Annotated in this window: 22 protein-coding genes and 1 pseudogene; 11 read left to right on the top strand and 12 right to left on the bottom strand. The window is 66.2% G+C overall.

Annotated elements, in window-relative coordinates; all coding sequences use genetic code 11:
• Window positions 1-105: 105 nt before the first annotated feature.
• Entirely contained in the window at window positions 106-726 is a 621-nt protein-coding gene (locus tag DYQ94_RS11300) for a DNA-3-methyladenine glycosylase (protein ID WP_160954572.1), read from the top strand.
• Here the strand turns inward: DYQ94_RS11300 and DYQ94_RS11295 are convergent.
• Entirely contained in the window at window positions 666-5060 is a 4395-nt protein-coding gene (locus DYQ94_RS11295; RefSeq protein ID WP_160954573.1) for a DEAD/DEAH box helicase, read from the bottom strand. The genes DYQ94_RS11300 and DYQ94_RS11295 overlap by 61 nt on opposite strands.
• 366 nt (window positions 5061-5426) lie before the next feature.
• Between DYQ94_RS11295 and DYQ94_RS11290 the strand changes: the two genes are divergently transcribed.
• The gene (locus DYQ94_RS11290; RefSeq protein ID WP_039516191.1) at window positions 5427-5807 is read left to right on the top strand and encodes a DUF3301 domain-containing protein; all 381 of its coding nucleotides are present in this window, start codon (window positions 5427-5429) and stop codon (window positions 5805-5807) included.
• A gap of 207 nt (window positions 5808-6014) precedes the next feature.
• On the opposite strand, the gene DYQ94_RS11285 is transcribed toward DYQ94_RS11290, so the two are convergent.
• The 7 genes from DYQ94_RS11285 to DYQ94_RS11255 form a co-directional block, all read right to left on the bottom strand.
• Window positions 6015-6455, bottom strand: a complete 441-nt coding sequence (locus DYQ94_RS11285; RefSeq protein WP_016901612.1) for a ClpXP protease specificity-enhancing factor — start codon at window positions 6453-6455, stop codon at window positions 6015-6017.
• Between the two features lie 78 nt (window positions 6456-6533).
• Window positions 6534-7169 carry a glutathione S-transferase N-terminal domain-containing protein gene (locus DYQ94_RS11280; RefSeq protein WP_024939278.1) on the bottom strand — a complete coding sequence of 212 codons (636 nt, stop codon included), beginning with the start codon at window positions 7167-7169 and terminating at the stop codon, window positions 6534-6536.
• Window positions 7170-7556: 387 nt separating this feature from the next.
• Window positions 7557-8315: a cytochrome c1 gene (locus DYQ94_RS11275; RefSeq protein WP_180969728.1), complete on the bottom strand. Its 759-nt coding sequence runs from the start codon at window positions 8313-8315 to the stop codon at window positions 7557-7559.
• Window positions 8308-9567 carry a cytochrome b gene (locus DYQ94_RS11270; RefSeq protein WP_024939276.1) on the bottom strand — a complete coding sequence of 420 codons (1260 nt, stop codon included), beginning with the start codon at window positions 9565-9567 and terminating at the stop codon, window positions 8308-8310. Before DYQ94_RS11270 ends, DYQ94_RS11275 begins: the two co-directional genes overlap by 8 nt.
• Window positions 9567-10211: a ubiquinol-cytochrome c reductase iron-sulfur subunit gene (petA, locus tag DYQ94_RS11265; RefSeq protein WP_024939275.1), complete on the bottom strand. Its 645-nt coding sequence runs from the start codon at window positions 10209-10211 to the stop codon at window positions 9567-9569. Before petA ends, DYQ94_RS11270 begins: the two co-directional genes overlap by 1 nt.
• Window positions 10212-10587: 376 nt before the next feature.
• Entirely contained in the window at window positions 10588-11574 is a 987-nt protein-coding gene (locus tag DYQ94_RS11260; RefSeq protein WP_160954574.1) for a lytic transglycosylase domain-containing protein, read from the bottom strand.
• Window positions 11575-11623: 49 nt separating this feature from the next.
• The gene (locus tag DYQ94_RS11255; protein ID WP_160954575.1) at window positions 11624-12592 is read right to left on the bottom strand and encodes a helix-turn-helix transcriptional regulator; all 969 of its coding nucleotides are present in this window, start codon (window positions 12590-12592) and stop codon (window positions 11624-11626) included.
• Window positions 12593-12748: 156 nt separating this feature from the next.
• Between DYQ94_RS11255 and DYQ94_RS11250 the strand changes: the two are divergent.
• The 8 genes and pseudogenes from DYQ94_RS11250 (at window position 12749) to DYQ94_RS11215 (ending at window position 21082) form a co-directional block, all read left to right on the top strand.
• Window positions 12749-13337, top strand: a pseudogene (locus DYQ94_RS11250) (glutathione S-transferase family protein).
• Window positions 13338-13375: 38 nt separating this feature from the next.
• Window positions 13376-14830: a tRNA (N6-isopentenyl adenosine(37)-C2)-methylthiotransferase MiaB gene (gene miaB, locus DYQ94_RS11245; protein ID WP_046343089.1), complete on the top strand. Its 1455-nt coding sequence runs from the start codon at window positions 13376-13378 to the stop codon at window positions 14828-14830.
• A gap of 756 nt (window positions 14831-15586) precedes the next feature.
• On the top strand, window positions 15587-16576 hold the full coding sequence (locus DYQ94_RS11240) for a PhoH family protein (RefSeq protein WP_160954576.1): 990 nt from the start codon (window positions 15587-15589) through the stop codon (window positions 16574-16576).
• Between the two features lie 241 nt (window positions 16577-16817).
• Window positions 16818-17303, top strand: coding sequence for an rRNA maturation RNase YbeY (gene ybeY / locus DYQ94_RS11235; RefSeq protein WP_016901623.1), 486 nt, complete (start codon window positions 16818-16820; stop codon window positions 17301-17303).
• Window positions 17303-17821, top strand: coding sequence for a hypothetical protein (locus DYQ94_RS11230; protein WP_160954577.1), 519 nt, complete (start codon window positions 17303-17305; stop codon window positions 17819-17821). Before ybeY ends, DYQ94_RS11230 begins: the two co-directional genes overlap by 1 nt.
• 98 nt (window positions 17822-17919) lie before the next feature.
• Window positions 17920-18798 carry a CorC family transporter gene (locus tag DYQ94_RS11225; protein ID WP_024939270.1) on the top strand — a complete coding sequence of 293 codons (879 nt, stop codon included), beginning with the start codon at window positions 17920-17922 and terminating at the stop codon, window positions 18796-18798.
• The gene (locus DYQ94_RS11220; protein WP_160954578.1) at window positions 18795-20066 is read left to right on the top strand and encodes a lipoprotein N-acyltransferase Lnb domain-containing protein; all 1272 of its coding nucleotides are present in this window, start codon (window positions 18795-18797) and stop codon (window positions 20064-20066) included. The genes DYQ94_RS11225 and DYQ94_RS11220 overlap by 4 nt, the downstream gene beginning before the upstream one ends.
• A gap of 14 nt (window positions 20067-20080) precedes the next feature.
• Window positions 20081-21082, top strand: a complete 1002-nt coding sequence (locus DYQ94_RS11215) for a magnesium and cobalt transport protein CorA (protein ID WP_016901627.1) — start codon at window positions 20081-20083, stop codon at window positions 21080-21082.
• A 178-nt stretch (window positions 21083-21260) separates the two neighbouring features.
• Here DYQ94_RS11215 and DYQ94_RS11210 read toward each other — a convergent pair whose 3' ends face one another.
• The gene (locus tag DYQ94_RS11210) at window positions 21261-22625 is read right to left on the bottom strand and encodes an NAD-dependent succinate-semialdehyde dehydrogenase (protein WP_160954579.1); all 1365 of its coding nucleotides are present in this window, start codon (window positions 22623-22625) and stop codon (window positions 21261-21263) included.
• 270 nt (window positions 22626-22895) lie between these two features.
• Between DYQ94_RS11210 and DYQ94_RS11205 the strand changes: the two genes are divergently transcribed.
• The gene (locus DYQ94_RS11205) at window positions 22896-23318 is read left to right on the top strand and encodes a hypothetical protein (protein WP_054592748.1); all 423 of its coding nucleotides are present in this window, start codon (window positions 22896-22898) and stop codon (window positions 23316-23318) included.
• Between the two features lie 156 nt (window positions 23319-23474).
• Here the strand turns inward: DYQ94_RS11205 and DYQ94_RS11200 are convergent, their stop codons facing one another.
• The 3 genes from DYQ94_RS11200 to DYQ94_RS11190 are packed head-to-tail and all read right to left on the bottom strand — an operon-like array spanning window position 23475 to window position 26352.
• Window positions 23475-24323, bottom strand: a complete 849-nt coding sequence (locus DYQ94_RS11200) for an ABC transporter permease subunit (protein ID WP_126966054.1) — start codon at window positions 24321-24323, stop codon at window positions 23475-23477.
• Window positions 24320-25225 (bottom strand): ABC transporter permease subunit, encoded by a 906-nt coding sequence (locus DYQ94_RS11195; protein ID WP_160954580.1) that lies wholly within the window; start codon window positions 25223-25225, stop codon window positions 24320-24322. Before DYQ94_RS11195 ends, DYQ94_RS11200 begins: the two co-directional genes overlap by 4 nt.
• Window positions 25222-26352, bottom strand: coding sequence for an ABC transporter ATP-binding protein (locus DYQ94_RS11190; RefSeq protein WP_160954581.1), 1131 nt, complete (start codon window positions 26350-26352; stop codon window positions 25222-25224). Before DYQ94_RS11190 ends, DYQ94_RS11195 begins: the two co-directional genes overlap by 4 nt.
• Window positions 26353-26513 lie beyond the last annotated feature (161 nt).

The following is a 26513-nucleotide window of genomic DNA, read 5'->3' as shown; positions in this document are numbered from 1 at the left end:
GTCACGCGCTCGTACGGATCGCGTTCGGAAAATTCCTACCCCTGGTTCCTGCCGTGTCCGGAACAGTCCGCTGGGACATCACGACTGCGCGGTTAGGCTTGGCGCATGTCATTACAAGCACTTCCACGCAGCTTCTATGCGCACGATGCCCGCCAGGTCGCGCCGCGCTTGCTCAACAAGGTATTGGTCAGCGCGGACGGACGCCGCGGACGTATCACCGAGGTCGAGGCGTATTGCGGCAGCGAAGATCCGGCCGCGCATTCGTTTCGCGGCATGACCCCGCGCACGCAGGTGATGTTCGGCGCACCGGGGCATCTGTATGTGTATTTCATCTACGGCATGCACTGGGCGATCAACGCGGTGTGCGGTGGTGCGCCCGGGCACGCGGTGCTGATCCGCGCACTCGAACCGCTGGCCGGGATCGCCACCATGCAGGCCGCGCGCAACGCCGCTCCACTCAAGAGCTTGACCACCGGTCCCGGTCGCTTGGCCCAGGCGTTCGCGGTGAGCGCGACGGACAACGGGCTGGATCTGACCGACGCAGGCGCACGTCTGTGGATCGAGGACGACGGCATGCCACCGCCCTCCGCAGCGCTGGCGACGCCGCGCATCGGCATCCGCAAGGCGGTGGATGCGCCGTGGCGCTGGGTGGTCCCAGACAACCCCTATCTGTCGCGTCCGCTACCGCGCGCGACCGGCGCACGCGCGGTGCTGCCGGGCGACTGAGCCAGCCATTGCTCCATCGGCGTCTGCTCGGCGGCGCCCGGCCCACGCTGCAGCAGGCGCAAGGCCTGCTCGGCCTGTTCGTCGCTCAGGTCCTGCAGCGGCTGGAAGCGATCTGCCACCCACACCGCCATCGGCAGGCCATCGAGATACGCCACACGGTTGCCCGGTACGCGCGCCACGCGCTCGCCCGGCAGGACGCTGCCCAACAGATTGCTCGGGTCGCTCGCACTGACGCACACCCACTGCTGCGGCAAGGCTTGCGCACGCACGCGGCGCAGCGCCGCGATCGCATCCGGCAACGCGAACTGCTCGCCGGACAGCCCGGCGATGAAACGCCCGCCACGGATCTCGCCACGCGCTTCCAGCCGTTGATACATGCGCAGCAACTCGCGCCAAGGCGGCAGCCACGCCGCCTCGCGCTCCAGCAGCCGCCAGCAGACCACGCCGTAGCGCCGCAACAAGGTATGCGCCACATGTTCGAGCATGTCCTGGTGGCGCTCGCCGGCTTCGGCCAGCGGCAGCTCCGGCAGCGCGCGCACCGGCGCCCAGCGGCCGGCATCGCGAATGCCCAGCGCGCTGGCGCGGCGTCGGTGGCGCGACAGCGCCGAGGGCCGCTTGGAGGCCGGCACCAGCAGCGCGCGCAGCCCGGCATAGCTGTCGCAATGCGCACGCCCGCGCATCACCAGTTCGCTCAGGGCATCTTCCAGCTCGGTGCTCATCAGGCGGGCCGCATCGGCAATCTCGTCGAAGAACAAGGCGCCCTGCTGCCGCAGCACCTCCGCCACCCGTTGCGCGCGCGAGCCCAACGGCGCGTCGTCGGCATCGCGTGCCAGGCCACTCCAGCGCTGCGCCTCGCGACGCGGCAGCAACACGATCGGCGTGCTGCGCAACGCGGCACCGCTGCGGCCACCACCGGGCCGCAGCCGCGCCCACACGGTGCGCCCGGCGGTGCACAGCTCGTCCAGCCAGGCCGGTTGATAGTCGCGCACGCGTGCCGGCAGCAGCTCGCTCTCCCACAGCACCGCAGGCGCCTCAAAACCTTCCAGCTGCCCGACCACGCCAGCCAATGCGTCCGGCCCCGCCACCCGGCTGGCACTGTCGAGGTGCTGCCACTCGAACAGGAACCGCGCGTAATCGCGTTGTGCCACCGGCTCGATCTCGCGGCGCAAACGTCCCAGGGTATAGCGATGGATGCGCGCCAGCAGATGGCGTTCGCACCACTCTTCCGCCTGCGCCTGCGCGTTGAAATCGCCGGCCATGACATAGCCCTCGCGCTGCAGGGCGGCCAGGGCAAGCACGATCTCGGACTCGGGCAAACGCAAGGCGCCGGCCAGGGCCGACACCTGCGCCGGGCCGACCGCAGACAGACGACCGCGCAGCAGCTCGCGCACGGCCCAGTCGCGCTGCCAGTCGGCAACGCGGCAATCTGCCGGCGCCTGTAGCGGCGGCTGTGCGGATGCATGCGCATATAGTGGCGCAAACCAGTCGATGCGCTCGGCACTGATCCACAGCGCGGGCACACCGTCGAACGCAAGACAGCTGGCACGCCCATCGCCTGCGAGTGCAGCCAGCCAGCCCTGCCAGTGCGCATCGCCCGCCTCATCGACCGGAAGCACGCCAAGCCCGACCAACGCTTCGTGCATTTCTTCACCATCGCGCGGCTGCGGCCACGCCTGTTCGCGCACCGAGGCGATCGCCTCGGGATCGAGCTGCCCCAGGTCGTCGCTGCTCTGCGGGGTATAGCGACGGCTTTGCACGGCCTGGGTGCGGCGTTCTTCCAGCGGTGCGTCGTCCAGGAATGCGTACGGACGCGCATTCAAGGCTTCGGCCGCCAGCGGCGACGGCGCCGCCAGATCGCGCGCCACCAACGTGATCGACCCCGACTCCAGCCCGCGCAGCACCTGCAACCAGCCCTCGCTGTCCATGGACTGATGCAGGCAGTCTTCCAGTGTCTGCGCCACCAACGGATGATCCGGCACCTCGCGCTCGCCGACCAGATTCTCCGCGCAGGCGACCTGATCGGGGAACACCGTCGCCAGCAGATCTTCCGACTTCATCCGTTGCAGTTGCGGCGCGACCTTGTTGCCACCGGCAAAGCGCGGCAGCGCCATCGCATTGGTCGCATTCCAGCGCCAGCGCACGCCGAACAGCGGCGCATCCAGCAAGGCCTGGATCAACACATGCTCTGCCGATGACGAATGCAGGTAGCGCGCCACCTCCTCCAGGGCAAAACTATGACTGGTGGACAGCGACAACACGATCGCATCCTCGGTCGCGGCGGCCTGCAGTTCGAAGTTAAAGGTGCGGCAGAAGCGCTTGCGCAACGCCAGCCCCCAGGCACGATTGATGCGGCTGCCGTACGGCGAGTGGATCACCAGCTGGGTGCCGCCGCTGGCATCGAAGAAGCGCTCCATCACCAGGCACTGCTGGGTGGGCATCGCGCCCAGCGCGGTGCAGGCATGGGCGAGATACTCGACCAGCTGGCGTGCCGCTTCCACCGAGAGATCCAGCACGGTGTGCAGCCAGTCGCAGGCCGCCTGATGTGGCGGGCTATCCAGCCGCAGCGCAATCTCGCCACGCAAACGCGACACCGCCGCCGACAATTCGTCGCTACGGCCGGGCGCCTCGCCCAGCCAGAACGGGATATTCGGTGGCGCGCCCTTGGCGTCCTCCACCCGGACGCGCCCGGCATCCACGCGTAGGATGCGGTAGCTGGCATTGCCGAGCTGGAACACGTCGCCGGTAAGACTTTCGACCGCAAAATCCTCGTTCACCGTGCCGATCTTTTCGGCCTGCGGTTCCAGCACCACGCTGTAGTCGCCGGTTTCTGGGATGGTGCCGCCGGAGGTCAGCGCAGTCATGCGTGCGCCGCGGCGCGCATGCAGGCGTCGATGCACCGCATCGCGATGCAGGTAGCCTGCACGCGGCCCGAGCCGTGTGCTGAAGCCGTCGCACAGCATGCGCACCACGTCATCGAAGCGCGCGCGGCTCAACTGCGCGAACGGCCAGGCGCGGCGCACCAAGGCGAACAGCGCATCTTCGTCCCAGTCCTCGCACGCGGCCTCGGCCACGATCTGTTGTGCAAGCACATCGATCGGCGCCAGCGGAATGCGCAAGGCGTCCAGCTCACCGCGGCGCACGCTGTCCAGCAATGCAGCACATTCGACCAGTTCGTCGCGGGTCTGCGGAAACAGGCGCGCCTTCGGCGTGCCGCCAACCGCATGCCCGGAGCGTCCGGCACGCTGCAGGAAGGTGGCGATCGAGCGCGGCGAACCGAGCTGGCAGACCAGGTCCACATCGCCGATATCCAGGCCGAGTTCCAGCGATGCAGTGGCCACCAGCACGGTGAGGCCGCCGGCCTTGAGTCGCTGCTCCGCCAACAGACGCGTTTCGCGCGACAGGCTGCCGTGGTGCGCGGCGACGCGCTGCTTGCCGAGCAGATCGCCAAGATGGCGCGCAGCGCGCTCGGCCATGCGCCGCGTGTTGACGAACACCAGCGTGGTGCGATGCTGCTGCGCGAGCGTGGCGACATCGGCATACACCTGCAGCCACTGATCGTTGGACATCACCACGCTCAGCGGCGTCGGCGGCAAGGCCAGGGCCAGATCGCGCCGGCGGGTGTAGCCGATATCGACGATCTCGCACTGCGGCGGCCGGCCGGCATCGCCCGCCCCGACCAGGAACTGCGCCACGGTCTCGATCGGCTTCTGCGTGGCCGACAGCCCGACGCGCGTGATCGGGCGCTCGGCCAGCCGCTGCAATCGCTCCAGGGTCAGCGCCAGATGACTGCCGCGCTTGTCCGCCGCCACCGCATGGATCTCATCGACGATGACGGTGCGCACATGCCGCAACGCAGTGCGCCCGGAGGCCGAGCCCAACAGCACATACAGCGACTCCGGCGTGGTCACCAGGATATGCGGCGGCGTGCGGCGCGCCTGCACCCGCTCGCGTTGCGGGGTGTCGCCGGTACGCACCGCCGTGCGCACCGCGACATCCGGCAGACCGCTCGCGACCAGCGCCGTGCGGATGCCCTGTAACGGCGCATCCAGATTGAGGTGGATGTCGTTGGACAAGGCCTTCAGCGGTGAGACGTAAACCACGCGGGTTTCGTCCGGCAGCGCGCCGCCATTGGCCAGGCCGTCGCGGATCAAGGCATCGATGGCCGCGAAGAACGCGGTCAGCGTCTTGCCCGAGCCGGTCGGCGCGGCCACCAGCGTGTGGCGTCCGGCCTGGATCGCCGGCCACGCGGCAATCTGCGCCGGCGTGGGCGCAGCGAAGGTCTGCGCAAACCACGCAGCCACGACAGGATGGAACTGCTGCAGGACAGGATGCATAGGCGATGCCGCAGGCCGCGATGCCAGGCCAGAAGCGGCGTGTGGATTCAACGGGGCGAAGCCCAATGAATGGGGTTGCGCTGCGCCCGACACAAGCCGAGCGCGGGAATGGCGGTGAATGGTTAAAGCGGCTGTCGACCTGACTGCGCAGCGGCCAAGCCCGGTGCGTCCGCTGCACCGGATCGACCTGCTGCAACCTTCCCGTCAACTCCAGTTCGACCTGGCGCGATGCCGAGCACTTGCGCGACGTGACGACAGCCGTTGCTGGTGCAGCGAAGGGATGCCTGCACGAGCGGCGGATGCCGGCCGGTGCATCAGGTCGCCAGCCACTAGCCGTCAACGCAACGCTGCGGCCCGGCGCGACGATTGTCGATCGGGCGCAGGCCATGGCACATTGACGCCATGCCCAGCCTTATCCTCTTCATGATTGCCGGCGCCGCGCTGTACGCGTTCTGGAACTCCTCGCGCGCAGCGGCCGAACGTGCCGATATCCTCGGCCGCAATGCCTGCCGCGCCGCCGATGTGCAATGGCTGGATCAGAGCGTGCATTCCACCAACATCCGCATCTGCCGCAAGCCCAATGGCTGGCTGGGCTTCGAGCGGACGTTCCGGTTCGAGTATTCCTACGACGGCATCGACCGTCATAGCGGCCGCCTGGTGCTGCGCGGCGACCAATTGATCGCCTTCACCGGACCGCAGGTGGCCACGGTGACGCCGCTGAGCCCGGACCATCAGCGCCTGAACTGACCGCGATTGGATCGATGTATGCGTCTGCAGGCACCTGGCCTGCATGCAGTGCCGCGCGATTGAAGATCAGCGTTGCTGCCGCCGATCCGCAACGCCGATGCACACATGCAACGGCGTGCTTTGGTGGAAAAATGCGCGTGCGATGCAAACCGCACACGCAAATGGCGCAACAACGCACGAACGCGCGATGCGCGTCCGTGCGTGCAGTTACTTGACCACGCGCAGATGCGGACGCTTGCCCGCGCTCGGCGGCTCGTCCGGCGTGGGCGCGCTTGGCGGCGGTGCACCCGGATCCGGCGGCTCGGTACTGGTGCCGGGGATGTCGTCCGGCAAGGCCATGCCCTGCCCGGTCTCGCGTGCATACACCGCAAGGACCGCGGCCATCGGCACCATCACCGGATAACTGACGCCGCCAAAGCGTGCGGTGAACTGCACGCTTTCGTTGTCGACCTGCAGCCCGACCACGGCGCGCTCGGCGATGTTCAGCACCACGCGGCCGTCCTTGACGGCACTGGCAGGCACCTGCACACCGGGCAGCCCGGCGTCCACCAGGACGTGCGGGGTCATGCCGTTGTCGTTGATCCATTCGACCAAGGCCCGCAGCAGGTACGGGCGATGGCTGGTCATGCGGGGGAAATCTTCGCTCATGGCGTCATTTTACCCGCACACGGCCCGCAGCGGCGGCTGCGCGTTGGGGCGTCGGTCTGTTGGCATACAGCCGTCGCATCAGCCCGGCAGGTCGCGCAGTTTCTTTTCCTGATCGGTCAGGCTGCGGATGAAGCCTGGATTGCGGAAGATCCGGTTGCCGTAGTCTTCGATCGCCTTGCCGTCCTTGGGCAGACCGATCTCCAACGCGTCCAGTCGCCAGATGATCGGCGCCATCGCGCAATCGGCCAGACTCATTTCCGGATTGAGGAAGAACTTGCTGGCCTTGAACAGCGGCACCGAGGCGGTGAGCAGTTCCTTCAGGCGCTTGCGGCCGGCCTCGGCCTGGGTCTTGTTGCCGAGCTGGATGGCCTGTACCTGCGGCACCCAGTCGTGCTCGATCCGCAGCATCGCCAGACGCAAACGTGCGCGCGAGAGCGGATCGACCGGCATCAACGGCGGATGCGGGTAGCGCTCGTCCAGGTATTCGCTGACCACCGATGCCGCGTACAGCACCAGATCGCGTTCGACCAGGGTCGGGACCGAATGGTAGGGATTGAGATCGATCAGATCTTCCGGGGGATTTTGCGGGTCGACCGGCACCAGGTCGTAGGTCACCCCTTTCGCCGCCAGGACCAGACGGACCCGGTGGCACAACACGTCGTCGTTGGACGAAAACAAAGTCAAGGTATTCCGCATACGCACACTCGTCGCCATTCAAGGCTCTCCGACGACCGGAATCCGCCGGCCGCATCGGCGCGGCCGGCCCAACGCCGACCGTCACCACGGTCCTTCGAGTGTGCAATCACGTCACGCAAAAGCCAAGAGTGATAGGGCCGATTAATGCCCGGACAGGCCGCTTGTTGCGCCGAGATGCAGCTTCCGGTCACGTGCGCGTGTCGCAACGGTGCGACCGCCGGTGCACGACATCGGATGCGGCAAAGGCGATTTGTCGTCAACCGACGCGTTGATTGCTTGCCGACCCTTACCCCAACCCCTCTCCCGCGGGAAGAGGGGCTCAGCGGTCGGTTTGCTGCAGCCGTTGCATGATTTGCGCATGCATGGTCGATGCGCTCTGCAGCCGATGACCGGCCTGCAGACCGGTCAGTGCACGTCCTTCCAGTATTCCTTCTTCAGCAGGTAGGCCATGAAGGTGAGCAAGGCCAGGAACAGGATCACCCACACGCCCATGCTCTGCCGCTTCAAGGCCGCCGGTTCGCCGGCGTATTCGAGGAAGTTGGCGATATCGCGCACGGTCTGATCAAACTCGACCGGCGTCTGTCGCCCTGGCTGACCGAGTTTGAGCGCCTGCACCGGCTTGTCGCCGGTCGCCTTGTCGGGCGGGCCGAACTGCGCCTGCTGCAGGCCCTGCAGCTCCCACAGCGGGTTGGGCATGGAGGCATTCGGAAACAGCTGGTTGTTCCAGCCCAGCGGGCGGGTCTGATCCAGGTAGAACGACTTGAGATAGGTATAGACCCAGTCGGTGCCACGCACGCGGGCGATCAAGGTCAGATCCGGCGGCGCCTTGCCGAACCACTTGGTGGCCGCATCGTGCGGCATGGTGCCTTCGATGTGTTCGCCGATCTTGGCGCCGGTGAAGTTGAGGTTGGTCATGACCTCTTCTTCGCTCAATCCCAGATCGCTGGCCATGCGCGAATAGCGCAGGTACTTCAGCGAGTGGCAGCCGGAGCAGTAGTTCATGAACAACTGCGCGCCACGCTGCAGCGAGGCTCGGTCGCTCAGGTCGTTGCCGGCCTGCTGCACCTTTCCGCCTTCGGCTGCCAGCGCCCCTGCGGCCAGGGTCAGCCCGCACAACAGGGCGACCACGCGCAACGTCCATGACTTCACGTTGGAATTAGTCATGGGTGGTCACCCGCTCCGGCACCGGCTTGGTCTTGTCCAGCCGCGTCCACACCGGCATGGTGATGAAGAAGGCAAAGTATAGGAAGGTCAGCACGCGCCCGACATAGGTTTCGTGTGCGTCGGTGCCAGGACCGGAGCCGATCACGCCCAGCCACACGAAGCACACCACCAGCACGCCGAGCGCGACCTTGGAGATCCAGCCGCGGTAGCGGATCGAGCGCACCTTGGCCCGATCCAGCCATGGCACCAGGAACAGGATCGCGATCGCCGAGAACATCACCAGCACGCCGCCGAGCTTGTTGGGGACCACGCGCAACATCGCGTAGTACGGCGTGTAGTACCAGACCGGCTTGATGTGCTCCGGGGTCACCAGGCGATTGGCCTCGGTGAAGTTGTCGTGTTCCAGGAACAAACCACCGAACGCCGGCGCGAAGAAGATGATGAAGGCAGCGATCAGCAGCAAAAAGCCGACCCCGACCAGATCCTTGACCGTGTAGTACGGATGGAACGGGATGCCGTCGGCCGGCTTGTGCGCGTCCCAGCGGTTGCCCTTGGGCCCCTTCTTGATCTCCACGCCGTCGGGATTGTTGGAGCCCACCTCGTGCAGCGCGCCGATGTGCAGCACGATCAGCAGCAACAGCACCAGTGGCAGTGCGATCACGTGCAGCGCGAAGAAGCGGTTGAGCGTGGCATCGCCAGGCAGATAATCGCCCATGATCCATTCGGTCAGCCCGTTGCCGATTACCGGGATGGCGCCGAACAGCGAGATGATCACCTTCGCGCCCCAGAACGACATCTGCCCCCACGGCAGCACGTAGCCCATGAAGGCTTCGGCCATCAGCACCAGGTAGATCAGCATGCCGAGAATCCACACCAGCTCGCGCGGCTTCTGGTAGCTGCCGTACATCAGCCCGCGGAACATGTGCAGATACACCACGATGAAGAACAGCGAGGCGCCGGTGCTGTGCATGTAGCGGATCAGCCAGCCCCACTCCACGTCGCGCATGATGTATTCGATCGAGGCGAACGCATCGGCGGCGCTGGTCTTGTAGTGCATCGTCAGGAAGATGCCGGTGACGATCTGGTTGACCAGCACCACGATGGCCAGCGAGCCGAAGTAGTACCAGAGGTTGAAGTTCTTCGGCGCGTAGTACTCGCTGACGTGCTTGCGGTACATGGGCATCAGCCCGGGCGCGCGTTCGTTGACCCAATCGAACACACCGTTGGCGGTACGGACCAAAATATTGCTCATCAGGCAGCCCCCGTGCTGTTGGCCGACGTACCGGCAGCGTCGGGATCGACGCCGATCACCAGGGTGTTGTCGTCCACGTAGTGGTGTGGGGGCACCAGCAGATTGATCGGTGCCGGCACGCCGTCGAAGACGCGGCCGGACATGTCGAAGCGCGACTTGTGGCAGGGGCAGAAGTAGCCGCCCTTCCACTGCGGGTCGTAGGGCTCGGGGCGGATCTCGGCGACCATTTCCGGCGAGCAGCCCAGATGCGTGCACAACCCGACCAGCACCGAGATGTCGGACTTGATCGAGCGGTACTCGGGGTTCTTCAGCACGTAGTCGGGCTGCTGGTCCTTGTTCTCGGACTTGGGATCCTTGAGCCGGTCATCCAGCGATGGCAGTGCGTCGAGCATCGCCTTGGAGCGCTTGACGATCCAGATGGGCTGACCGCGCCATTCCAGAACCAGCCGTTGCCCTTCCTGCAAGGCGCTGATGTCGGCGGTCACCGGGGCACCGGCCAACTTGGCGCGTGCGCTGGGATTCCACGACTTCACGAACGGAACTGCGACAAATCCTGCTCCGACCGCACCGACCACGGCCGTTGTCGCGGTCAAGAACCGACGACGCCCGATATCAGCAGGTGCGTTAACCCCATCGTTGGCCATCCGGCTCTCCGATCTTGATTAGGTAGCGTGAGGCTGCCAACGGCTGGCGGGGGGTCCAGCCGCGATGAATCGACCGCAGTGTAGCGGAACGCTTAATGCACAGACAACGCAATGTACGCAGTCGAACCGGCGCAGTGCAAACACTGGATGCAGGCACGCTTCGATCACGTCACGCGCCAGGCCTGCACAAGGAGTACAGCTGTGACCCAGTGCTGACAAAAAAGACCGCGCCAGTTGCAGACATGCTGCGCGTTGGCTGCACTATCGCGCCGGTGCAACGGCGGCCTGCGCGGCCTGGTGGCCGCATGACGTCCGTTTCGGCGCGCGACTGTCAAAGCAGGCCGCAGCGCGCGCAGATGCATGCAAAGCACACGGCTCAGTTGGCCGCCGTGGTCTGCCCACGATAGCGTCCGGCCAGCACGCCGACGCGTTGGACGTAGCGCTGGGTCTCGCTGTAAGGCGGCACGCCGCCATAGCGATCCACCGCGCCCTCGCCTGCGTTGTAGCCGGCAGCGGCGAGCGTGAGATCGCCATTGAAGCGCTTCAGCAACCACGAAAGATATTGCACGCCACCGCGAATATTTTGCGTTGCATCATAGGCATCGCTGACGCCGAAGCGGCGCGCGGTGCCGGGCATCAACTGCATCAGCCCCTGCGCGCCGGCCCGGCTCAGTGCCAGCGGGTTGTAGGCCGACTCGGCATGGATGATCGCGCGCACGATCGCTTCCTCGACCCCGAACTCGCGCGCGGCTGCGGTGATTTCCTGCTGATAGGCATTGGTGTTGAGCCGGATCGCGCCGAAATTGACGCCGGGCTTGGCCGCGCAGGCGTAACAGGTTTCGATGAAGCTGTAATGGATGGTGCGCAGGCCTTCGATGCTGGCGACCTGACGCGGGCGCGCACTGGTGTAGTGACGCACGCCGTCCTTCATATACGAATAGACCTGCCCGCTGACCACCCGGCGCGGATTGACCGCGGCGGCGGGTGCCTGCACGACCGAGGTCTCCGCCACCGGCAGCGCGCGCGGCGTCACCGCCGAGGCGACCTCGGCAGCGCGGCGTGGCGCTTGGCCAACCGGCTGACTGATGATGGTGGCCGGCGCGCCGCTGTCGATCGAGGTGCTGGCGCGCTCCGGGCCGGCGGCCATGCCCTGCGCCGGGCGAGCCATGGCCGCCGGCGCGCGGCGCGCGGATCGCTCCGGGGTGTAGCTGCTGATGACGCTGCAGGTCGCGCCGCTCTGGCGCTTGCTCAGGTAGCTGGTGATTCCGTCGCCGCTGACACACTTGTACAAGGTGCCGGCGCAGACCGGCGCTGCCGGCAACGTGACGAGTAACAGCCCCAGCAATCTTGACATCCCCTTCATGCGGCGGAGTGTCCCAGCTTGGCCGGGGCTTGCCAAGTGGCCGCCACGGTTATCCGGGCAGCGGCTCCAGCCGCGTCCGCAACGCGTTCAGCGCCTCGGCCAGCGGCACGCGCACGGCGTCCGGGCAGATCGCATCGAACGGCAGGTCGAGCAGCAGCAGGTTGGCCGCCAGCGCCGGCATGCTCGGCGCACCCAGGCCCAACCAGCAATGCGCCGGCCCGTCGGCTTCCAGCGCGCCCAGCCAGGGCGGGATGCGCGCGGCGAGTACCTCCAGCGTGCCGTGCAGGCGTACCCGGGCCCGGCACGGAAACGGCGACTCGCCGATTGCCTTGCGCAGGAGTTGCAGTGGTTCTTCCGGCAGTGCGCGAGCGACGAATTGCGCGCCGGTCGTCTCGGCCCGGTCGATGCGGTCGGCGCGCAAGGTGCGCCAGTCCTGGCGCTCGCAATCCCAGGCCAGCAGATACCAGCGCCGCCCGTAATTCACCAGCAGGGCCGGCTCGACGCAACGCGTGATCGGGGCACCGGAGTGGCGGCGATAGTCCAGCCGCAGCGTGACCCGGTCGCGGCAGGCGCTGGCCAGTTGCGCCAGCAGCGCCGCATCCACCAGGGCACCCACCTCCCCGGTGACCGGCAGACTGGCGGTGGCCGCGTGCGCCGCACTGGCACGCTGGCCGCTGCGCCGCGGCAACAGCGGATCGAGCTTGCGCAGCACCCGCGCCGCCGCCGCATCCATGCCGCGTATCGCCGGAGCCGCTGCGCGCAGCGCGATCGCCACCGTCAGCGCCTCGTCTTCTTCGAACAACAGCGGCAGGGCGGCCGCACCCTGCCCCAGCCGGTAGCCGCCACCGGCGCCGGGCACGGCATGCACCGGGTAACCCAACTCGCGCAGGCGCTCGATCGCGCGCCGCACGCTGCGCGGATGCAGTTCCAGCCGCTCGGCCAGCGCCACGCCCGACCAACTGCGGCCGCCCTGCAGCAGCGCAAGCAGACGCAACAAGCGGGCAGCGGTCGAGGCCATCGCGTTACCGTATTGCGGACAGAAACTGTCCGCAATAGCTGCGTAGGATTGCCTGGCACCTCGTTCTCTATGCCTTCCGCATCCACCAAGGAAACCGCAATGTCCGACCAGCGCCACATCACCCTGTTCCACAATCCCCGTTCGCGTTCGCGCGGCGTGCTGGTGCTGCTGGAAGAGCTCGGCGCCAGTTACGACCTGCAGATCGTCAATCTGGAAAAGGGCGAGCAACTCGCGCCCGCGTACCTGGCGATCAACCCCATGGGCAAGATTCCGGCGATCCGGCATGGCGACAGCGTGGTCACCGAACAGGGCGCGATCTACCAGTATCTGGCCGAGCTGTATCCGGAAGCCGGGCTGTCGCCGGCGCCGGGCGATGCCGATCGCGGCGCCTACCTGCGCTGGCTGGCCTTCTACGGCTCGGCGTTCGAGCCGGCGATCATCGACCGCGCGATGAAGCGCGATGCGCCGCCGCGCTCGATCTCGCCCTACGCCGACTGCGCCACGGTGCTGCAGGTGATCGATGCGCAGCTGGCCAAGGGCGACTATCTCCTGGGCCAGCGCTGCAGCGCGGCCGATGTGCTGTGGGGCGGCGCGCTGGGCTGGATGGTCGATTTCGGCCTGATCGACCCGCCTGCCAGCACCCGCGCCTACATCGCCCGCATGGCCGACCGGCCGGCGTTCGCGCGCGCCGAGGCCACCAACGCCAAGGCCTGACCAAGCGGACGGGCCCGGCGCAAGCGGGTAAACTGTGCGGCTATCTTCTACCCGCCTGGAATAAGCGCCATGCCCGGGACATCCGTTTCCGACCTGTCCGCGGCCACCGCCGTGGACGCACCCGCCCTGTTGCCGCTGCCGGTGGCCCGCCCGTCGGCGCCTGCCGTGGTGCGCGGCAAGCTCTACATCAAGACCCACGGGTGCCAGATGAACGAGTACGACTCGGCCAAGATGGCCGACGTGCTCGCCGCCTCCGAAGGCCTGGAGCTGACCGACAACCCCGAAGACGCCGACGTGGTGCTGGTCAACACCTGCTCCATCCGCGAGAAGGCGCAGGAAAAGGTGTTCAGCCAGCTGGGCCGCTGGAAGGCGCTGAAGGCAGGCGGCAAGCCGGTGATCATCGGCGTGGGCGGCTGCGTGGCCTCGCAGGAAGGCGAGGCCATCGTCAAGCGCGCGCCCTATGTGGATCTGGTGTTCGGCCCGCAGACCCTGCATCGCCTGCCGGAGCTGATCCGCGCGCGGCGCGAATCGGGCAAGTCGCAGGTGGACATCAGCTTTCCGGAAATCGAGAAGTTCGATCGCCTGCCCGAGCCGCGCGCCGAGGGTCCGTCGGCGTTCGTGTCGATCATGGAAGGCTGCTCCAAGTACTGCTCGTTCTGCGTGGTGCCCTACACCCGTGGCGAAGAAGTCAGCCGGCCGTTCGAGGACGTGCTGGTGGAGGTGGCGCAGCTGGCCGCGCAAGGCGTGCGCGAGATCAATCTGCTCGGCCAGAACGTCAACGCGTATCGCGGCGCGTACGGCGCCGATGCCGGCGACGCGGCGCAATACGCCGATCTGGGCCTGTTGATCCGCACCATCGCGCAGATCGAGGGCATCGGCCGTATCCGTTTCACCACCTCGCATCCGCTGGAATTTTCCGACTCGCTGGTGGATGCGTACCGCGACGTGCCGCAGCTGGCCAATTATCTGCATCTGCCGGTGCAGGCCGGCAGCGACCGCATCCTGTCGGCGATGAAGCGCGGCTACACCGCGCTGGAATTCAAGTCCAAGATCCGCAAGCTGCGCGCGGTGCGTCCGGATATCTCGATCAGCTCGGACTTCATCGTCGGTTTTCCCGGCGAGACCGAAGCGGATTTCGAAAAGACCATGAAGCTGATCGAGGACGTGGGCTTCGACCAGAGTTTCTCGTTCGTGTATTCGCGGCGTCCCGGCACGCCGGCCTCGGACCTGCAGGACGACACCCCGGAAGCCGTCAAGCAGGCACGGCTTGCGCGTTTGCAGGCACAGATCAACGCGCACGCCACGCGCATTTCGCAGTCCATGGTCGGTAGCGTGCAACGGGTGCTGGTGGAAGGCCCGTCGCGGCGCGATCCGAACGAATTGACCGGCAAGAGCGAGAACATGCGCCCGGTGAATTTCCCCGGTAACCCGCGCCTGATCGGGCAGTTCGTCGATGTCCTGATCACCGAGGCGATGAGCAATTCGCTGCGTGGTCTTATCCAGGTGGACGACAGCGACAGCTGATACCGCATAGGTGCCGGGGCGCGTGGCGCCACGGCATACATCGCGTCGTGCTGACTGGAAGGTGCGCGTTGGTTGGTCACTACTTCCGTAGTGCTGCGGCCGGGCACGCGATGCTGCGTCTGCCTGCGATTGTTGTTGCGTTGCTTTGCGCAGCTGCGTGCGTGCAACACGCTGGCAATTGCGTTGAGGTCACGCGCGTCGTGCCTCGCACCTCGATCTTCGGCAAGCACGCAGCTGCGTGCTGCCGCACTGCATTCGCCGATCGGCGCCCCAGCATCTGCGCGCTACGAAGCCGTGGTCGGTCTAGGTCAACAACGGCGCGCATTGCTCGCATACGCCAAGCATGGTCGTGATCGCGCACAGCAACGACACCGACGTCCCTGGTCACACGGCACGCAAGGCAAGTGATCAAAATTTCACCACTTGTCTGCAACACCTTGCGGCATAAGGCGTGCGAGCACTTACCCACAGGCTTTGCCGAATTCGATCCACACCGCTTGTGGACAACCGCCATCGCAGTGGTGATTTTTTCACCGTGTCCCTGCCGGACCTTGTGCGAGTAGGCGCCACGATTTTTATCCACAGGTTAGTGATGCGTGACTCCACAGCGATTGTGGAAAACCCGTGCACACCACCGGGGACCGGCCATGACCATGCGCTTGCGGCAGCCGGGCGTGTTGGTGGGATCACGCGCTGCGCGCTACCCTCGTCTGCCGCCCAACCGACCAGCGCATGCGTGCGCGGTCCGATCCGACCATGAATTCACCTGCACATCGCGACTTCACCCTGGACCCCGACGACACCGAGCGCCTGGCCAACCTGGCCGGCCCGTTCGACGCGCACCTGCGCCAGATCGAACTCAAGCTGGGCGTGGAGATCGCCAACCGCGGCAACGTCTTCCGCGTCACCGGCCCGGAGCCGGCGATCACCGCCGCGCAGACGCTGCTGACCGCCCTGTACGAGGAAGCCGCCTCCACCACCTTCGACAACCACGCCATCCACCTGCGCCTGAACGATGCCAATGTCGAGCAGGTGGTCGATCGTTCCTACGTGGCCCAGGACGTGGCGATCAAGGTCAAACGCGGCACCGTGCGTGGCCGTGGCGCCAACCAGGCCAAGTACCTGCATGCGATCGCCACGCACGACATCAATTTCGGCATCGGCCCGGCCGGTACCGGCAAGACCTTCCTGGCCGTGGCCAGCGCGGTCGAGGCGCTGAACGAGTCGCGCGTACAGCGGCTGATCCTGGTGCGCCCGGCGGTGGAAGCCGGCGAGAAGCTGGGCTTCCTGCCCGGCGATCTTAGCCAGAAGGTGGACCCGTATCTGCGCCCGCTCTACGACGCGCTCTACGAAATGCTGGGCGTGGAAAAAGTGGTCAAGCTGCTGGAAAAGAACGTCATCGAGATCGCGCCGCTGGCCTATATGCGCGGCCGCACGCTCAACGATGCCTACGTGATCCTGGACGAGGCGCAGAACACCACCATCGAGCAGATGAAGATGTTCCTGACCCGGCTGGGCTTCGGCTCCACCGCGGTGGTCACCGGCGACCTGACCCAGATCGACCTGCCCAAACACGTCAAGTCCGGCCTGCGCGACGCAATCGAGGTGCTGCGCGATGTGGACGGCGCCAGCTTCACCTTCTTCGAAGCGCGCGACGTGGTGCGCCACCCGCTGGTGCAGCGCATCGTCACGGCCTATGAAAAGCGCGATCAGCAGGACGCTGCCGCCAAGCAACAGTCTGAGTGAGTTCGCGCCCTGTCAGCCTGGCGCTGACAGACGCAGTCGTCGCCGTCGCCGGGCATCCCGATCGCGTGCGGTCTGGCTGCATGACCAGCCAGGATTCGTTTCAAGCTTGCGGGTGCGGGATTACAATCGCGGCTGCGGGCGGGGCCCGATCGGCAGTTCGAGCTACCGCGTGGCCAACGGGCCTGCGGTGATTCTGCTGATCACCTGCACGCGCTGACCCTCTGCCCAGGAAACTCTCGCCATGACCCGTGGACCTGTCCGCCTCGACGTCGCTGTCAGTTATGCGCTGCCGCGCGCCGGTCTGCCGTCGGCGGTGAGTTTTCGCAAGTGGGTGGCCGCTGCGCTGAAGGGACGCATCCGCGAGGCCGACCTGGCGGTGCGGATTGTCGACGAGAAGGAAGGCTGCTCGCTCAACCATCATTACCGGGGCAAGGATTACGCCACCAATGTGCTGAGCTTCCCGGCCGATTTACCCGAAGGCCTGCCCAAGGGCGTCAAGATGCCGCTGCTCGGCGATCTGGTGATCTGCGCGCCGGTGGTGGCGCGCGAGGCGGCCGAACAAGGCAAGTCGCTGGCCGCGCATTACGCCCATCTGACCGTGCACGGCACGCTGCATCTGCTTGGCTGGGACCACGAAGACGACAAGGAAGCCGATGCGATGGAGCAACTCGAACGCGAGATCCTGGCCGATCTCGGCATCGACGACCCGTACGCGGGAGAGCGCTGATGCAGGCCTGCCTCGCCACCGCGTCGCTGTTGCTGGCCTGCTCCAGCGCCTGGGCGCAGGCCGCGCCGGCACGCCCCGACCTGCCGGCCCTGATCGAATGCCGCCAGCGTATTGGCGACTTCAACGCGCTGGCACCGGTGCTGGCCGACCCGCTCAAGGCGGTGGCGCTGGGCTGGACGCCGCTAGACCAGGCCAACCTGTTCATGACCGAGTACACGCTCAACACGCCGATCAGCGTGTTCGGCCACAGCACCACCCACATCGCGTTCTCCGGGGCCAGCGTCATGGCGCTGCTGGACCTGCCCGACCCGCGCCCGCTGGCCAGACAGCTGAACCTGGAACTGGGCGTGGATAACGCCGACAAGGTCATGTACGGCCGTGAGCTGGTCAGCGAAGACACCACCAACCCCAAGACCGGCGAGGCGATGATCGAATCGATCGTGCTCAGCGTCTCCAACGTGAAGTCGCATCCGGGCAAGACCGTGGTCGGCTGCGGCTACAGCCTGGACCTGCCCTGAAGCGCAGCGCCCACCCCGGCCCCGTCCACAGCGCCTTAGCGGCTTCCTGTTAGACTGACGGCTATCGCCTGGTTTGCCGGGTGCCGTCCCACGTCACGATGTCCGAAGACGACAGTAGCCAATCCCAAGAAACACCCGAAAAACGCCGTAGCTGGCTCGAGCGCCTGAGCGCTGCCTTCTCTGGCGAACCCCATACCCGCGACGAACTGGTCGCGCTGCTGCGGACCGCCGAACAGGACGGTCTCATCGCTGCAGACACCTTGCGCATGATGGAAGGCGCAATCTCCGTGTCCGAGCTCACCGTGGGCGACGTGATGATATCGCGCTCGCAGATGGTCTCGCTGCCGGTGGAGGCGCGCTTCATCGACCTGATGAAGCAGGTGGTGGAATCCGGCCATTCGCGCTTCCCGGTGCACGGCGAGAACAAGGACGAAGTGCTCGGCATCCTGCTGGCCAAGGACTTGTTGCGCGGCGTGGTTGCCGACAACGGCCCCGGCAACGTGCGCGAACTGCTGCGCCCGGCGGTGCTGATCCCCGAGTCCAAGAAGCTCAACGTGCTGCTCAAGGAATTCCGGCTGTCGCGCAACCACATGGCGATCGTGGTGGACGAGTACGGCGGCGTCGCCGGGCTGGTCACCATCGAAGACGTGCTGGAGCAGATCGTCGGCCAGATTGACGATGAGCACGACGATGCCGAAGACGAGAATTCGCTGATCGCGATCCAGGCCGACGGCCGCTATGTGGTCGATGCGCTGACGCCGATCGAAGACTTCAACGAGCGCTTTGGTGCCGACTTCCCCGATGACGAGTACGACACCGTCGGCGGCCTGGTCACCGATGCGATCGGCCACCTGCCGGAAACCGGCGAAGAGCTGACGCTGGGGCGCTTTGCCTTCCGTGTGGCCAAGGCCGATGCGCGGCGTGTGCACGCCTTCCACGTGACCATTCTGCCGCCAGACCCGCAGGACGACGCTTGAACCGTTGGTACCGCGTCACTGCTGCAGCGCCAGCCCGCGGCAGCATCCGGCGCTGCGCGGCGGCGTGTCTGCTGCTGTTGCTGGCGTGGTTGGTGGCACCTGCCGCCATGGCCCAGGCCACCGGGCAGGCGCCTGCCCAGCCCAATGTGCCGGCACCGCGGGTCGGCGTGGTCACCATGCAGCCGGGCGAGGTGTTCTTCGAGCGCTTCGGCCACGATGCCATCGTGGTGGTCGATCCCGTCACCGGGCAGGCCACCTCGTACAACTTTGGCTTCTTCGACCCCGGCGAGCCGGATTTCGTCCCCCGCTTTGCGCGCGGCGAGATGATGTATTACCTGGTCGCGTTGCCGCTGGAAGAAGACCTGCAGCAATACCGTGCGGTCGGCCGCGGCGTCAGCATCCAGTGGCTGGACCTGCCACCGGACCAGGCGCGCGCGCTGGCTGACGGGCTGGCCATCCGCAGCCAGCCCGAGAACGCGCGCTACCACTACGATTACTTCGTGGCCAACTGCGCCACCATGGTCCGCGACACGCTGGACCGCGCCATGGGTGGCGCGTTGAAATCGCAACTGGCCGGGCGCTCGCGCGGCAACACCTTCCGCAGCGAAGCGGTGCGCCTGGCCTCCCCTGCCCCATGGATGTGGCTGGGCTTCGACCTGGGCCTGGGGCCGTATGCGGACCGCCCGCTGTCGCGCTGGGAGGAAGCCTTCGTGCCGATGCGCCTGGCCGACAGCCTGACCCAGGTGCACAACGGCGCCGGCCGCCCGTTGGTGCAGTCCACCCAGGTCCTGCTGCCGCATCGCATCGCACCGGAGCCGGCGGAACAGCAGCGCCACTGGTGGCCATGGCTGCTGACCGGGCTGATCGTCGCTGCCGGCGTGCTGGCACTCGGTCGCCGGCAACGCGTGCTGGCCGCCCTGGCCCTGCCGTACTGGCTGCTGTGCGCGATCGGCGGCGGCTTGCTGGTGTATCTGTGGGGCTTCACCGCGCATCAGTCGGCCTGGGCCAATCGCAACCTGTTGCTGGTCAACCCGCTGTGCGTGCTGCTGTTGATCGGCGGCATCGCCGTGCTGCGCGGGCGCCGGCCCGGGCGCTGGTTCGATGTGCTGCGCTGGGTGGTGGCCGCCGCGGCACTGCTGGCGCTGCTGATCCACTGGCTGTCGTTCCAGGCGCAGGACAACCTGCAGTGGGTGCTGCTGCTGTTGCCGATCCATGCCGCGCTCGCCATCGCGTTGCGGCGGCGTGACTTGTCCGTCCGCACGCGCTGATCCAGGATGCGCCCATGAACCACCACGGCCGCCATCCGGACAACCCCTCCTGCGTCATCACCTGCGCCTATTACGACGGCCAGGGCGAGCGCCACGACATCAGCCTGGAGCAGATCAGCGACGTGCTGCAGCGCCCGGATGGCTTTGTCTGGGTCGGCCTGTACGAGCCGCAGGAGTCGGTGCTGCACAAGCTGCAGGATGAGTTCGGCCTGCACGATCTGGCCATCGAGGATGCGCTCAAGGCGCACCAACGTCCCAAGGCCGAGAGCTACGGCAATTCCTTGTTCGTGGTGGTCAACACAGCACAACTGGTCAACGAGCGCATCCGCTACGGCGAGACGCATGCGTTTCTGGGCGCGCGCTTTCTGTTGACGGTGCGCCATGGCGCATCGCTGTCGTACACGCCGGTGCGGCACCGGGTCGAACGCGAACCGGCGATGCTGCGCATGGGCGCCTCGTTCTGCCTATATGGCGTGCTCGACTTCGTGGTCGACAACTACCTGCCGATCATGGACGAGTTCCGCGACACGCTGGAAGGCCTGGAAAAGGACATCTTCGCCGACAACTACAAGCGCGAAACCGTGGTGCGCCTGTACGAGCTCAAGCGCGAACTCAACAAGATGCGGTTGGTGGTGGCGCCATTGCAGGACGTGCTCTCGCACCTCAAGCGCAACCCCGGCTCGCTGATCCACGACGAGGTCGGCATCTACCTGCGCGACGTACTCGACCATGCCGTGCGCATCAACGACGCCATCGACACCTTGCGCGAAATGTTGGGCACCGCGCTGAGCGTCAACTTGTCGATGGTGACCCTGGCCCAGGGCGAAACCGTCAAACGCCTGGGCGCCTGGGCCGCCCTGCTGGCCGCGCCCACCCTGATCACCAGCTGGTACGGCATGAATTTCACCCACATGCCCGAGCTGGACAAACCTTATGCCTACCCGCTGCTGGTAGCCGGCGTGGTCGCCTCGTGCCTGGTGTTGTATCGCCTGTTCAAGCGAGCGCGGTGGCTTTAGGCCGCTTTGCGGCCGGGATTTGGGAGTGGGGATTGGGGATTGGTTGGAGCAGGACGAGTGACTTCTGCTCGCTTGCTGCACGTATCCTCATCCGCTCTTCCGGTACCTTCTCCCGAGGGGGAGAAGGAAGGCTGCCTGCTTTTATGAATCCCCAATCCCGAATCCCCAATCCCCGCACTCAAGCCACATAGATCGTCTTGATGTTCATGAACTCGTGGATGCCGTGCTCGGCCAGCTCGCGGCCGAAGCCCGAGCGCTTGATGCCGCCGAACGGTAGCCGCACGTCGCTCTTGACCACCGAATTGACGAACGCCGCGCCGCACTGCAATTGCTGCGCGACGCGCTCGCCGCGCTTGGCATCGGAGGTCCACACGCTGCCGCCCAGGCCAAAGCTGGTGTCGTTGGCCACGCGTACTGCTTCTGCTTCATCCCGCACGCGAATGACCGATGCAACCGGGCCGAAAAACTCCTCCTCGTAGGCCGGCATGCCCGGGGCGACATGATCGAGGATGGTGGCCGGATAGCCTGCATGCGAACCGGGTACCGGTTCGCCGCCCAGCAGCACCTTGGCACCCTTTTCCACGCTGTGTTGCACCTGCTTGTGCAGCTCGTCGCGCAGATCCGCGCGGGCCATGGGCGCCAGCGTGGTGCCCTCCTGCTGCGGGTCGCCGAGCACGCGCTGAGAGGCAGCGGCAACGAAGCGTTCGATGAAGCGATCGGCGATGGCGTCCACCACGATGAAGCGCTTGGCGGCGATGCAGGTCTGCCCGCTGTTGTCGAACCGCGACTGCACGGCGGAGGCGACGGTGTGCTCCAGGTCGGCGTCCTCCAGCACCACGAACGCATCGCTGCCGCCGAGTTCCATCACGCACTTCTTCAACTGATCGCCCGCATTTGCAGCCAGCGAACGTCCGGCGCGCTCGCTGCCGGTCAGCGTCACTGCGGCAATGCGATCGTCACGCAACAAGTCTGCAGCCTGGTCATTGTCGATATGCAGCACATCGAACACGCCGGGCGGAATACCGGCGGCATCCAGCACCTCCTTCATCGCATCGGCGCAGCGCGGCACATTGCTGGCGTGCTTGAGCAGCGCGACATTGCCGGCCATCAGACCCGGGGCGAGGAAACGGAACGCCTGCCACAACGGAAAATTCCATGGCATCACCGCAAACACGCAGCCCAGTGGCTCGTAGCGCACATAGCTGGACTGCGCCTCGGTCGGGATATCGCGCGGCGCCAGGTAGTCGGCTGCATGTTCGGCGTAATAGGCGCAGCCCTGCGCGCACTTGTCCACCTCGGCCAGCGCCTCGTGGCGCAGCTTGCCCATCTCGGCGGTCATGATGCGCTGCAGGTCGTCGCGCCGCCGGGTCAGCTCTTCGCCGACCCGGCGCAGCAGCGCGCCGCGCTCGGCCAGCGGCAGCGCCGCCCACTGCGGAAATGCCTTGGCGGAAGCAGCCAGACGCGCCTCGATGGCGGCGGCGTCCAGGGTGTGCTGGGTATGTTCGACCTGGCCATTGGCCGGGTTGACGGTGTCGTAGGACATGACGGTCTCCTGTTACAGGCCCGCCATGCTAGTCGTCGGCAAGTTGCAGCCGCGTCACAACCGCGGCAAATCGCTGCAACGCTGTGTTTACCCACGCCGCGACGCAATGCCGCACCTCCATCGCACCGCTCGCGGATCACTGGCAACCGGAACAACGCTCCCAGCCACGCGAACGAAAGCGTCCCTGCCCTGTCCCGACCGTCCCACCGCACAAAAATGCTCTAGCATTCGGCACTTGGCAGCTTCATCCATTCACGGAAGACCACCACGATGCGCCGGGATCTGATTGTTCTAGTTGTACTTGGCATCGGCGCCTGCCTGCCGGGATGCGCCGTCCTGCAGGACATGCTGCACGGCCCGCGTCCCGGCCCGAACGGATTTGTCACCGTGAGCTGCACCAACACGCTGCCCAATCCCAGCCAACCCTGCGAGGAACAGGCACTGCGGGCCTGCTCGGAGACTGCCATCCGCCAATTCGTCACCGCGCACTCGTCGCCGAACATGGTCACGATCTATCCGAGCAAGCAGAAATCCAAGGACGACGGCGACAAGAACGGCAAGAACAGGGACAAGGATCGCGCCGACGAACAACCCAAGGTCGAGCAACAGGGCTACGACATCAGCGCCGAGTATCAGTGCTACCTGACCAAGCCGCAGCCCTGGGACAGCGGGTACACGCCTCCGGCCAGGTAACAGCGGCCCAACCAACTGCCGTGCCCGGCGTCCGGTGGCCGAATCAGGCGTCCGCAATCGGCGTGCAGCCATCGTGGATGTCTGTGGCGTCGGCGTTCGCAGCCGTCTGGCCGCCGCTGGTGGCGATGCATTCGCCCCCCCCATGTTGGTGCCTGCTCAGGAAGCAGCTTGCAGCGCCAGTTGCGCATCGCGCTGGCGGCGTCTTTCGCCACGCGCCAGCAGCCACCAGCCGATCACTGCGGCGATCGACACCGCCAGCACCATCAGCGTGGCAAGTGCGTTGATCTTGGGGCTGATGCCCAGCCGCACCGACGCAAACACCTTGATCGGCAAGGTGGTCGAACTGGGCCCGGCCAGAAAGCTGGCGATCACCACGTCGTCCAGCGACAGCGTGAATGCGAGCAGCCAGCCCGATACCAATGCCGGAGCGATGATCGGCAAGGTGATCAGGAAGAACACCTTCAGCGGTGTCGCGCCCAGATCCATCGCCGCCTCTTCCAGCGAGCGATCCAGTTCCTGCAGGCGCGAGGAAATCACCACCGTGACGAACGAGACGGTGAAGGTGACATGCGCCGCCCAGATCGCCACCGCGCCACGCGGTGCGATCCCGAGTACACCGCCCATCGAGACCAGCAACAACAGGATCGACAGGCCGATGATCACTTCCGGCATCACCAGCGGTGCGGTGATCAATGCACCGAACAGGGTCTTGCCGGGAAAACGCCGCATGCGCACCATCGCCAGCGCCGCCATCGTCCCCAGCACCGTCGATGCACAGGCGGTCCAGAACGCGACTTGCAGGCTGACCCAGGCCGCTTCCAGCAACTGGCGATCGCGCAGCAATTCGCCGTACCAACGCGTGGAAAAGCCACCCCACACCATCGCCAGCCGCGAGGCGTTGAACGAGTAGACCATCAGCAACAGGATCGGCAGATACAGAAAGCCGAAGCCCAGCGCGAGCACGCCAGCGCCCAGCAGGCGCGTGCCGGGAGAGGCGCGCATCATGTCAGCCGCCCTTCCAGCTCGCGCTGATAACGGTGGAACAGCACGATCGGCACCAGCAACAGCAGCAACATCACCGTAGCCACCGCCGCGGCCACCGGCCAGTCGCGATTATTGAAGAACTCGCCCCACAGCACACGGCCGATCATCAAGGTGTCCGGCCCGCCAAGCATTTCCGGAATCACGAATTCGCCCACCGCCGGGATCATCACCAGCATGCAGCCGGCAACGATCCCGTTGCGCGACAGCGGCAAGGTGATGCGCACGAAGGCCTGCCACGGCCGCGCGCCCAGATCGTAGGCGGCTTCGAGCAATCGCTGGTCGTGCTTGACCAGATTGGCGTACAACGGCAACACCATGAACGGCAGATAGCAGTAAACGATGCCGATGTAGGCGGCGAGCGGCGTGTACAGCAACTGCAAGGGCTGGCGGATCACTCCCAGCGCCAGCAGCGCCTGATTGAGCAGGCCGTTGCCGTCGAGGATGCCGATCCAGGCGTAGACGCGGATCAGGAACGAGGTCCATGACGGCAGCACCACCAGCATCATCGCCACATTGCGCGTGGCCAGCGGCAGACGCGCAATGACATAGGCCATCGGGTAGCCGATCAACAGCGCAAACACGGTCGACAGCGCGGCGATCCTGATCGAACTCGCATACGCCGCCAGGTACTGGCTGTCGCGCAGCATGACCAGATAATTGCCCAGATGCAGCTTGAGGCTCAGCGCCCCATCGGCCGCAACGGCGAACAACGGCGTGTACGGCGGCATCGCGGTGGCACGCTCGGCGAAGGAGATCTTCAGCACGATCAGGAACGGGATGGCGAAGAACACCAGCAGCCACAGATACGGTGCGGCGATCACGCCCCAGCGCGCGCCCGGCAATGCGCGGATCAGGCGCCTCATGCGGTGAGTACCACGCCGTCGTCCTCGCCCCAGCTCAGCCAGACGGCGTCGCCCCAGGTCAGCGCTTCGCTGGCCCAGCGCTGACGGTTGGCGAAGTTGGCCATCAGCTTGAAACCGCCGGGCAGGCGCACGTGATAGACCGAATGGCTGCCGAAATAGGCGATGTCCTCGATCACGCCCTGCGCCTTGTTGCAGGCCTGGGCCGGTTCGTCCTTGCCGATGACCAGTTTTTCCGGGCGCAGCGCGAACGCCACTGCCTGCCCTTCGAAACCGGTGATGCCGTGGCCGATCCGGATATTGGCGTCGAAGGCCGACGCCTTCAGGCCGACGTAGTCGGGTTTGTCCTCGACGATCACCGCGTCGATCAGATTGACCGAGCCGATGAAGTCGGCAGCGAACCGGTTGGCCGGTTGTTCGTAGATTTCGTCCGGGGTGCCGACCTGCTGGATCCAGCCCTGGTCCATCAACGCGATGCGGGTGGCCATGCTCATGGCCTCTTCCTGATCATGGGTGACCATGACGCAGGTGACGCCAGAGGTCTCAATGATGTTGACCAGTTCCAGCTGCATCTGCGCGCGCAGCTTCTTGTCCAGCGCGCCCATCGGTTCGTCCAGCAGCAGCAGCTTGGGCCGCTTGGCCAGCGAGCGCGCCAACGCCACGCGTTGCTGCTGCCCGCCGGACAATTGATGCGGCTTGCGCCTGGCCAGGTTGCCAAGCTGCACAAGCTCCAGCATTTCGCCCACGCGCGCCGCGATCGCCGGCTTGGAAAGCGCCTCCTGCTTCAGCCCAAAGGCGATGTTCTGTTCCACGCTCATGTGCGGAAACAGCGCATACGACTGGAACATCATGTTGATCGGGCGCTCGTACGGCGGCAACCCGTCGATCGGCTGGCCATCGAGCACGATGCGGCCTTTGGTCGGCCGCTCGAAGCCGGCCAGGCAGCGCAGCAGGGTGGACTTGCCGCTGCCCGAGCCGCCCAGCAGCGCGAAGATCTCGCCCTTGCGGATCTGCAGGCTGACCTCGTCGACCGCGACGACGCCATCGAATTCCTTGCGGACCTCGCGGATGCTCAGATAGGCGTTGTCGCCAGGGGAAAGCGGCGGCGCTGCGGCCTCGGTAACTGCCATGGATCCTCTCGATTGCGAAGCGTGGCCCGGCACCGACTGTGCACCTCAGAACGCTGGCGCCGCCAGTGCTTGGTGCGACATCAGCACTCGTCCATTTGCGTCCAGGCGTCTCGCCTGCAGCGAGCCGACGACGACCTGCTACATCGGGTGACCGCCTGCCG

The sequence above is a fragment of the Xanthomonas sp. LMG 8993 genome, assembly GCF_009835065.2.
Classification (GTDB): Bacteria; Pseudomonadota; Gammaproteobacteria; order Xanthomonadales; family Xanthomonadaceae; genus Xanthomonas; species Xanthomonas arboricola.
Note: the sequence above shows the minus strand (reverse complement) of the source record. Positions and strands in the feature narration are given on the sequence as shown.

Bases quoted from the DNA above. Each gene is read 5' to 3' on its own strand.
- DYQ94_RS11300 (WP_160954572.1), top strand. From the start codon at position 106: ATGTCATTACAAGCACTTCCACGCAGCTTCTATGCGCACGATGCCCGC.
- DYQ94_RS11295 (WP_160954573.1), bottom strand. From the start codon at position 5,060: ATGCATCCTGTCCTGCAGCAGTTCCATCCTGTCGTGGCTGCGTGGTTT.
- DYQ94_RS11285 (WP_016901612.1), bottom strand. From the start codon at position 6,455: ATGAGCGAAGATTTCCCCCGCATGACCAGCCATCGCCCGTACCTGCTG.
- DYQ94_RS11280 (WP_024939278.1), bottom strand. From the start codon at position 7,169: ATGGCGACGAGTGTGCGTATGCGGAATACCTTGACTTTGTTTTCGTCC.
- DYQ94_RS11275 (WP_180969728.1), bottom strand. From the start codon at position 8,315: ATGACTAATTCCAACGTGAAGTCATGGACGTTGCGCGTGGTCGCCCTG.
- DYQ94_RS11270 (WP_024939276.1), bottom strand. From the start codon at position 9,567: ATGAGCAATATTTTGGTCCGTACCGCCAACGGTGTGTTCGATTGGGTC.
- petA (WP_024939275.1), bottom strand. From the start codon at position 10,211: ATGGCCAACGATGGGGTTAACGCACCTGCTGATATCGGGCGTCGTCGG.
- DYQ94_RS11260 (WP_160954574.1), bottom strand. From the start codon at position 11,574: ATGAAGGGGATGTCAAGATTGCTGGGGCTGTTACTCGTCACGTTGCCG.
- DYQ94_RS11255 (WP_160954575.1), bottom strand. From the start codon at position 12,592: ATGGCCTCGACCGCTGCCCGCTTGTTGCGTCTGCTTGCGCTGCTGCAG.
- miaB (WP_046343089.1), top strand. From the start codon at position 13,376: ATGCCCGGGACATCCGTTTCCGACCTGTCCGCGGCCACCGCCGTGGAC.
- DYQ94_RS11240 (WP_160954576.1), top strand. From the start codon at position 15,587: ATGAATTCACCTGCACATCGCGACTTCACCCTGGACCCCGACGACACC.
- ybeY (WP_016901623.1), top strand. From the start codon at position 16,818: ATGACCCGTGGACCTGTCCGCCTCGACGTCGCTGTCAGTTATGCGCTG.
- DYQ94_RS11230 (WP_160954577.1), top strand. From the start codon at position 17,303: ATGCAGGCCTGCCTCGCCACCGCGTCGCTGTTGCTGGCCTGCTCCAGC.
- DYQ94_RS11225 (WP_024939270.1), top strand. From the start codon at position 17,920: ATGTCCGAAGACGACAGTAGCCAATCCCAAGAAACACCCGAAAAACGC.
- DYQ94_RS11215 (WP_016901627.1), top strand. From the start codon at position 20,081: ATGAACCACCACGGCCGCCATCCGGACAACCCCTCCTGCGTCATCACC.
- DYQ94_RS11210 (WP_160954579.1), bottom strand. From the start codon at position 22,625: ATGTCCTACGACACCGTCAACCCGGCCAATGGCCAGGTCGAACATACC.
- DYQ94_RS11205 (WP_054592748.1), top strand. From the start codon at position 22,896: ATGCGCCGGGATCTGATTGTTCTAGTTGTACTTGGCATCGGCGCCTGC.
- DYQ94_RS11200 (WP_126966054.1), bottom strand. From the start codon at position 24,323: ATGATGCGCGCCTCTCCCGGCACGCGCCTGCTGGGCGCTGGCGTGCTC.
- DYQ94_RS11195 (WP_160954580.1), bottom strand. From the start codon at position 25,225: ATGAGGCGCCTGATCCGCGCATTGCCGGGCGCGCGCTGGGGCGTGATC.
- DYQ94_RS11190 (WP_160954581.1), bottom strand. From the start codon at position 26,352: ATGGCAGTTACCGAGGCCGCAGCGCCGCCGCTTTCCCCTGGCGACAAC.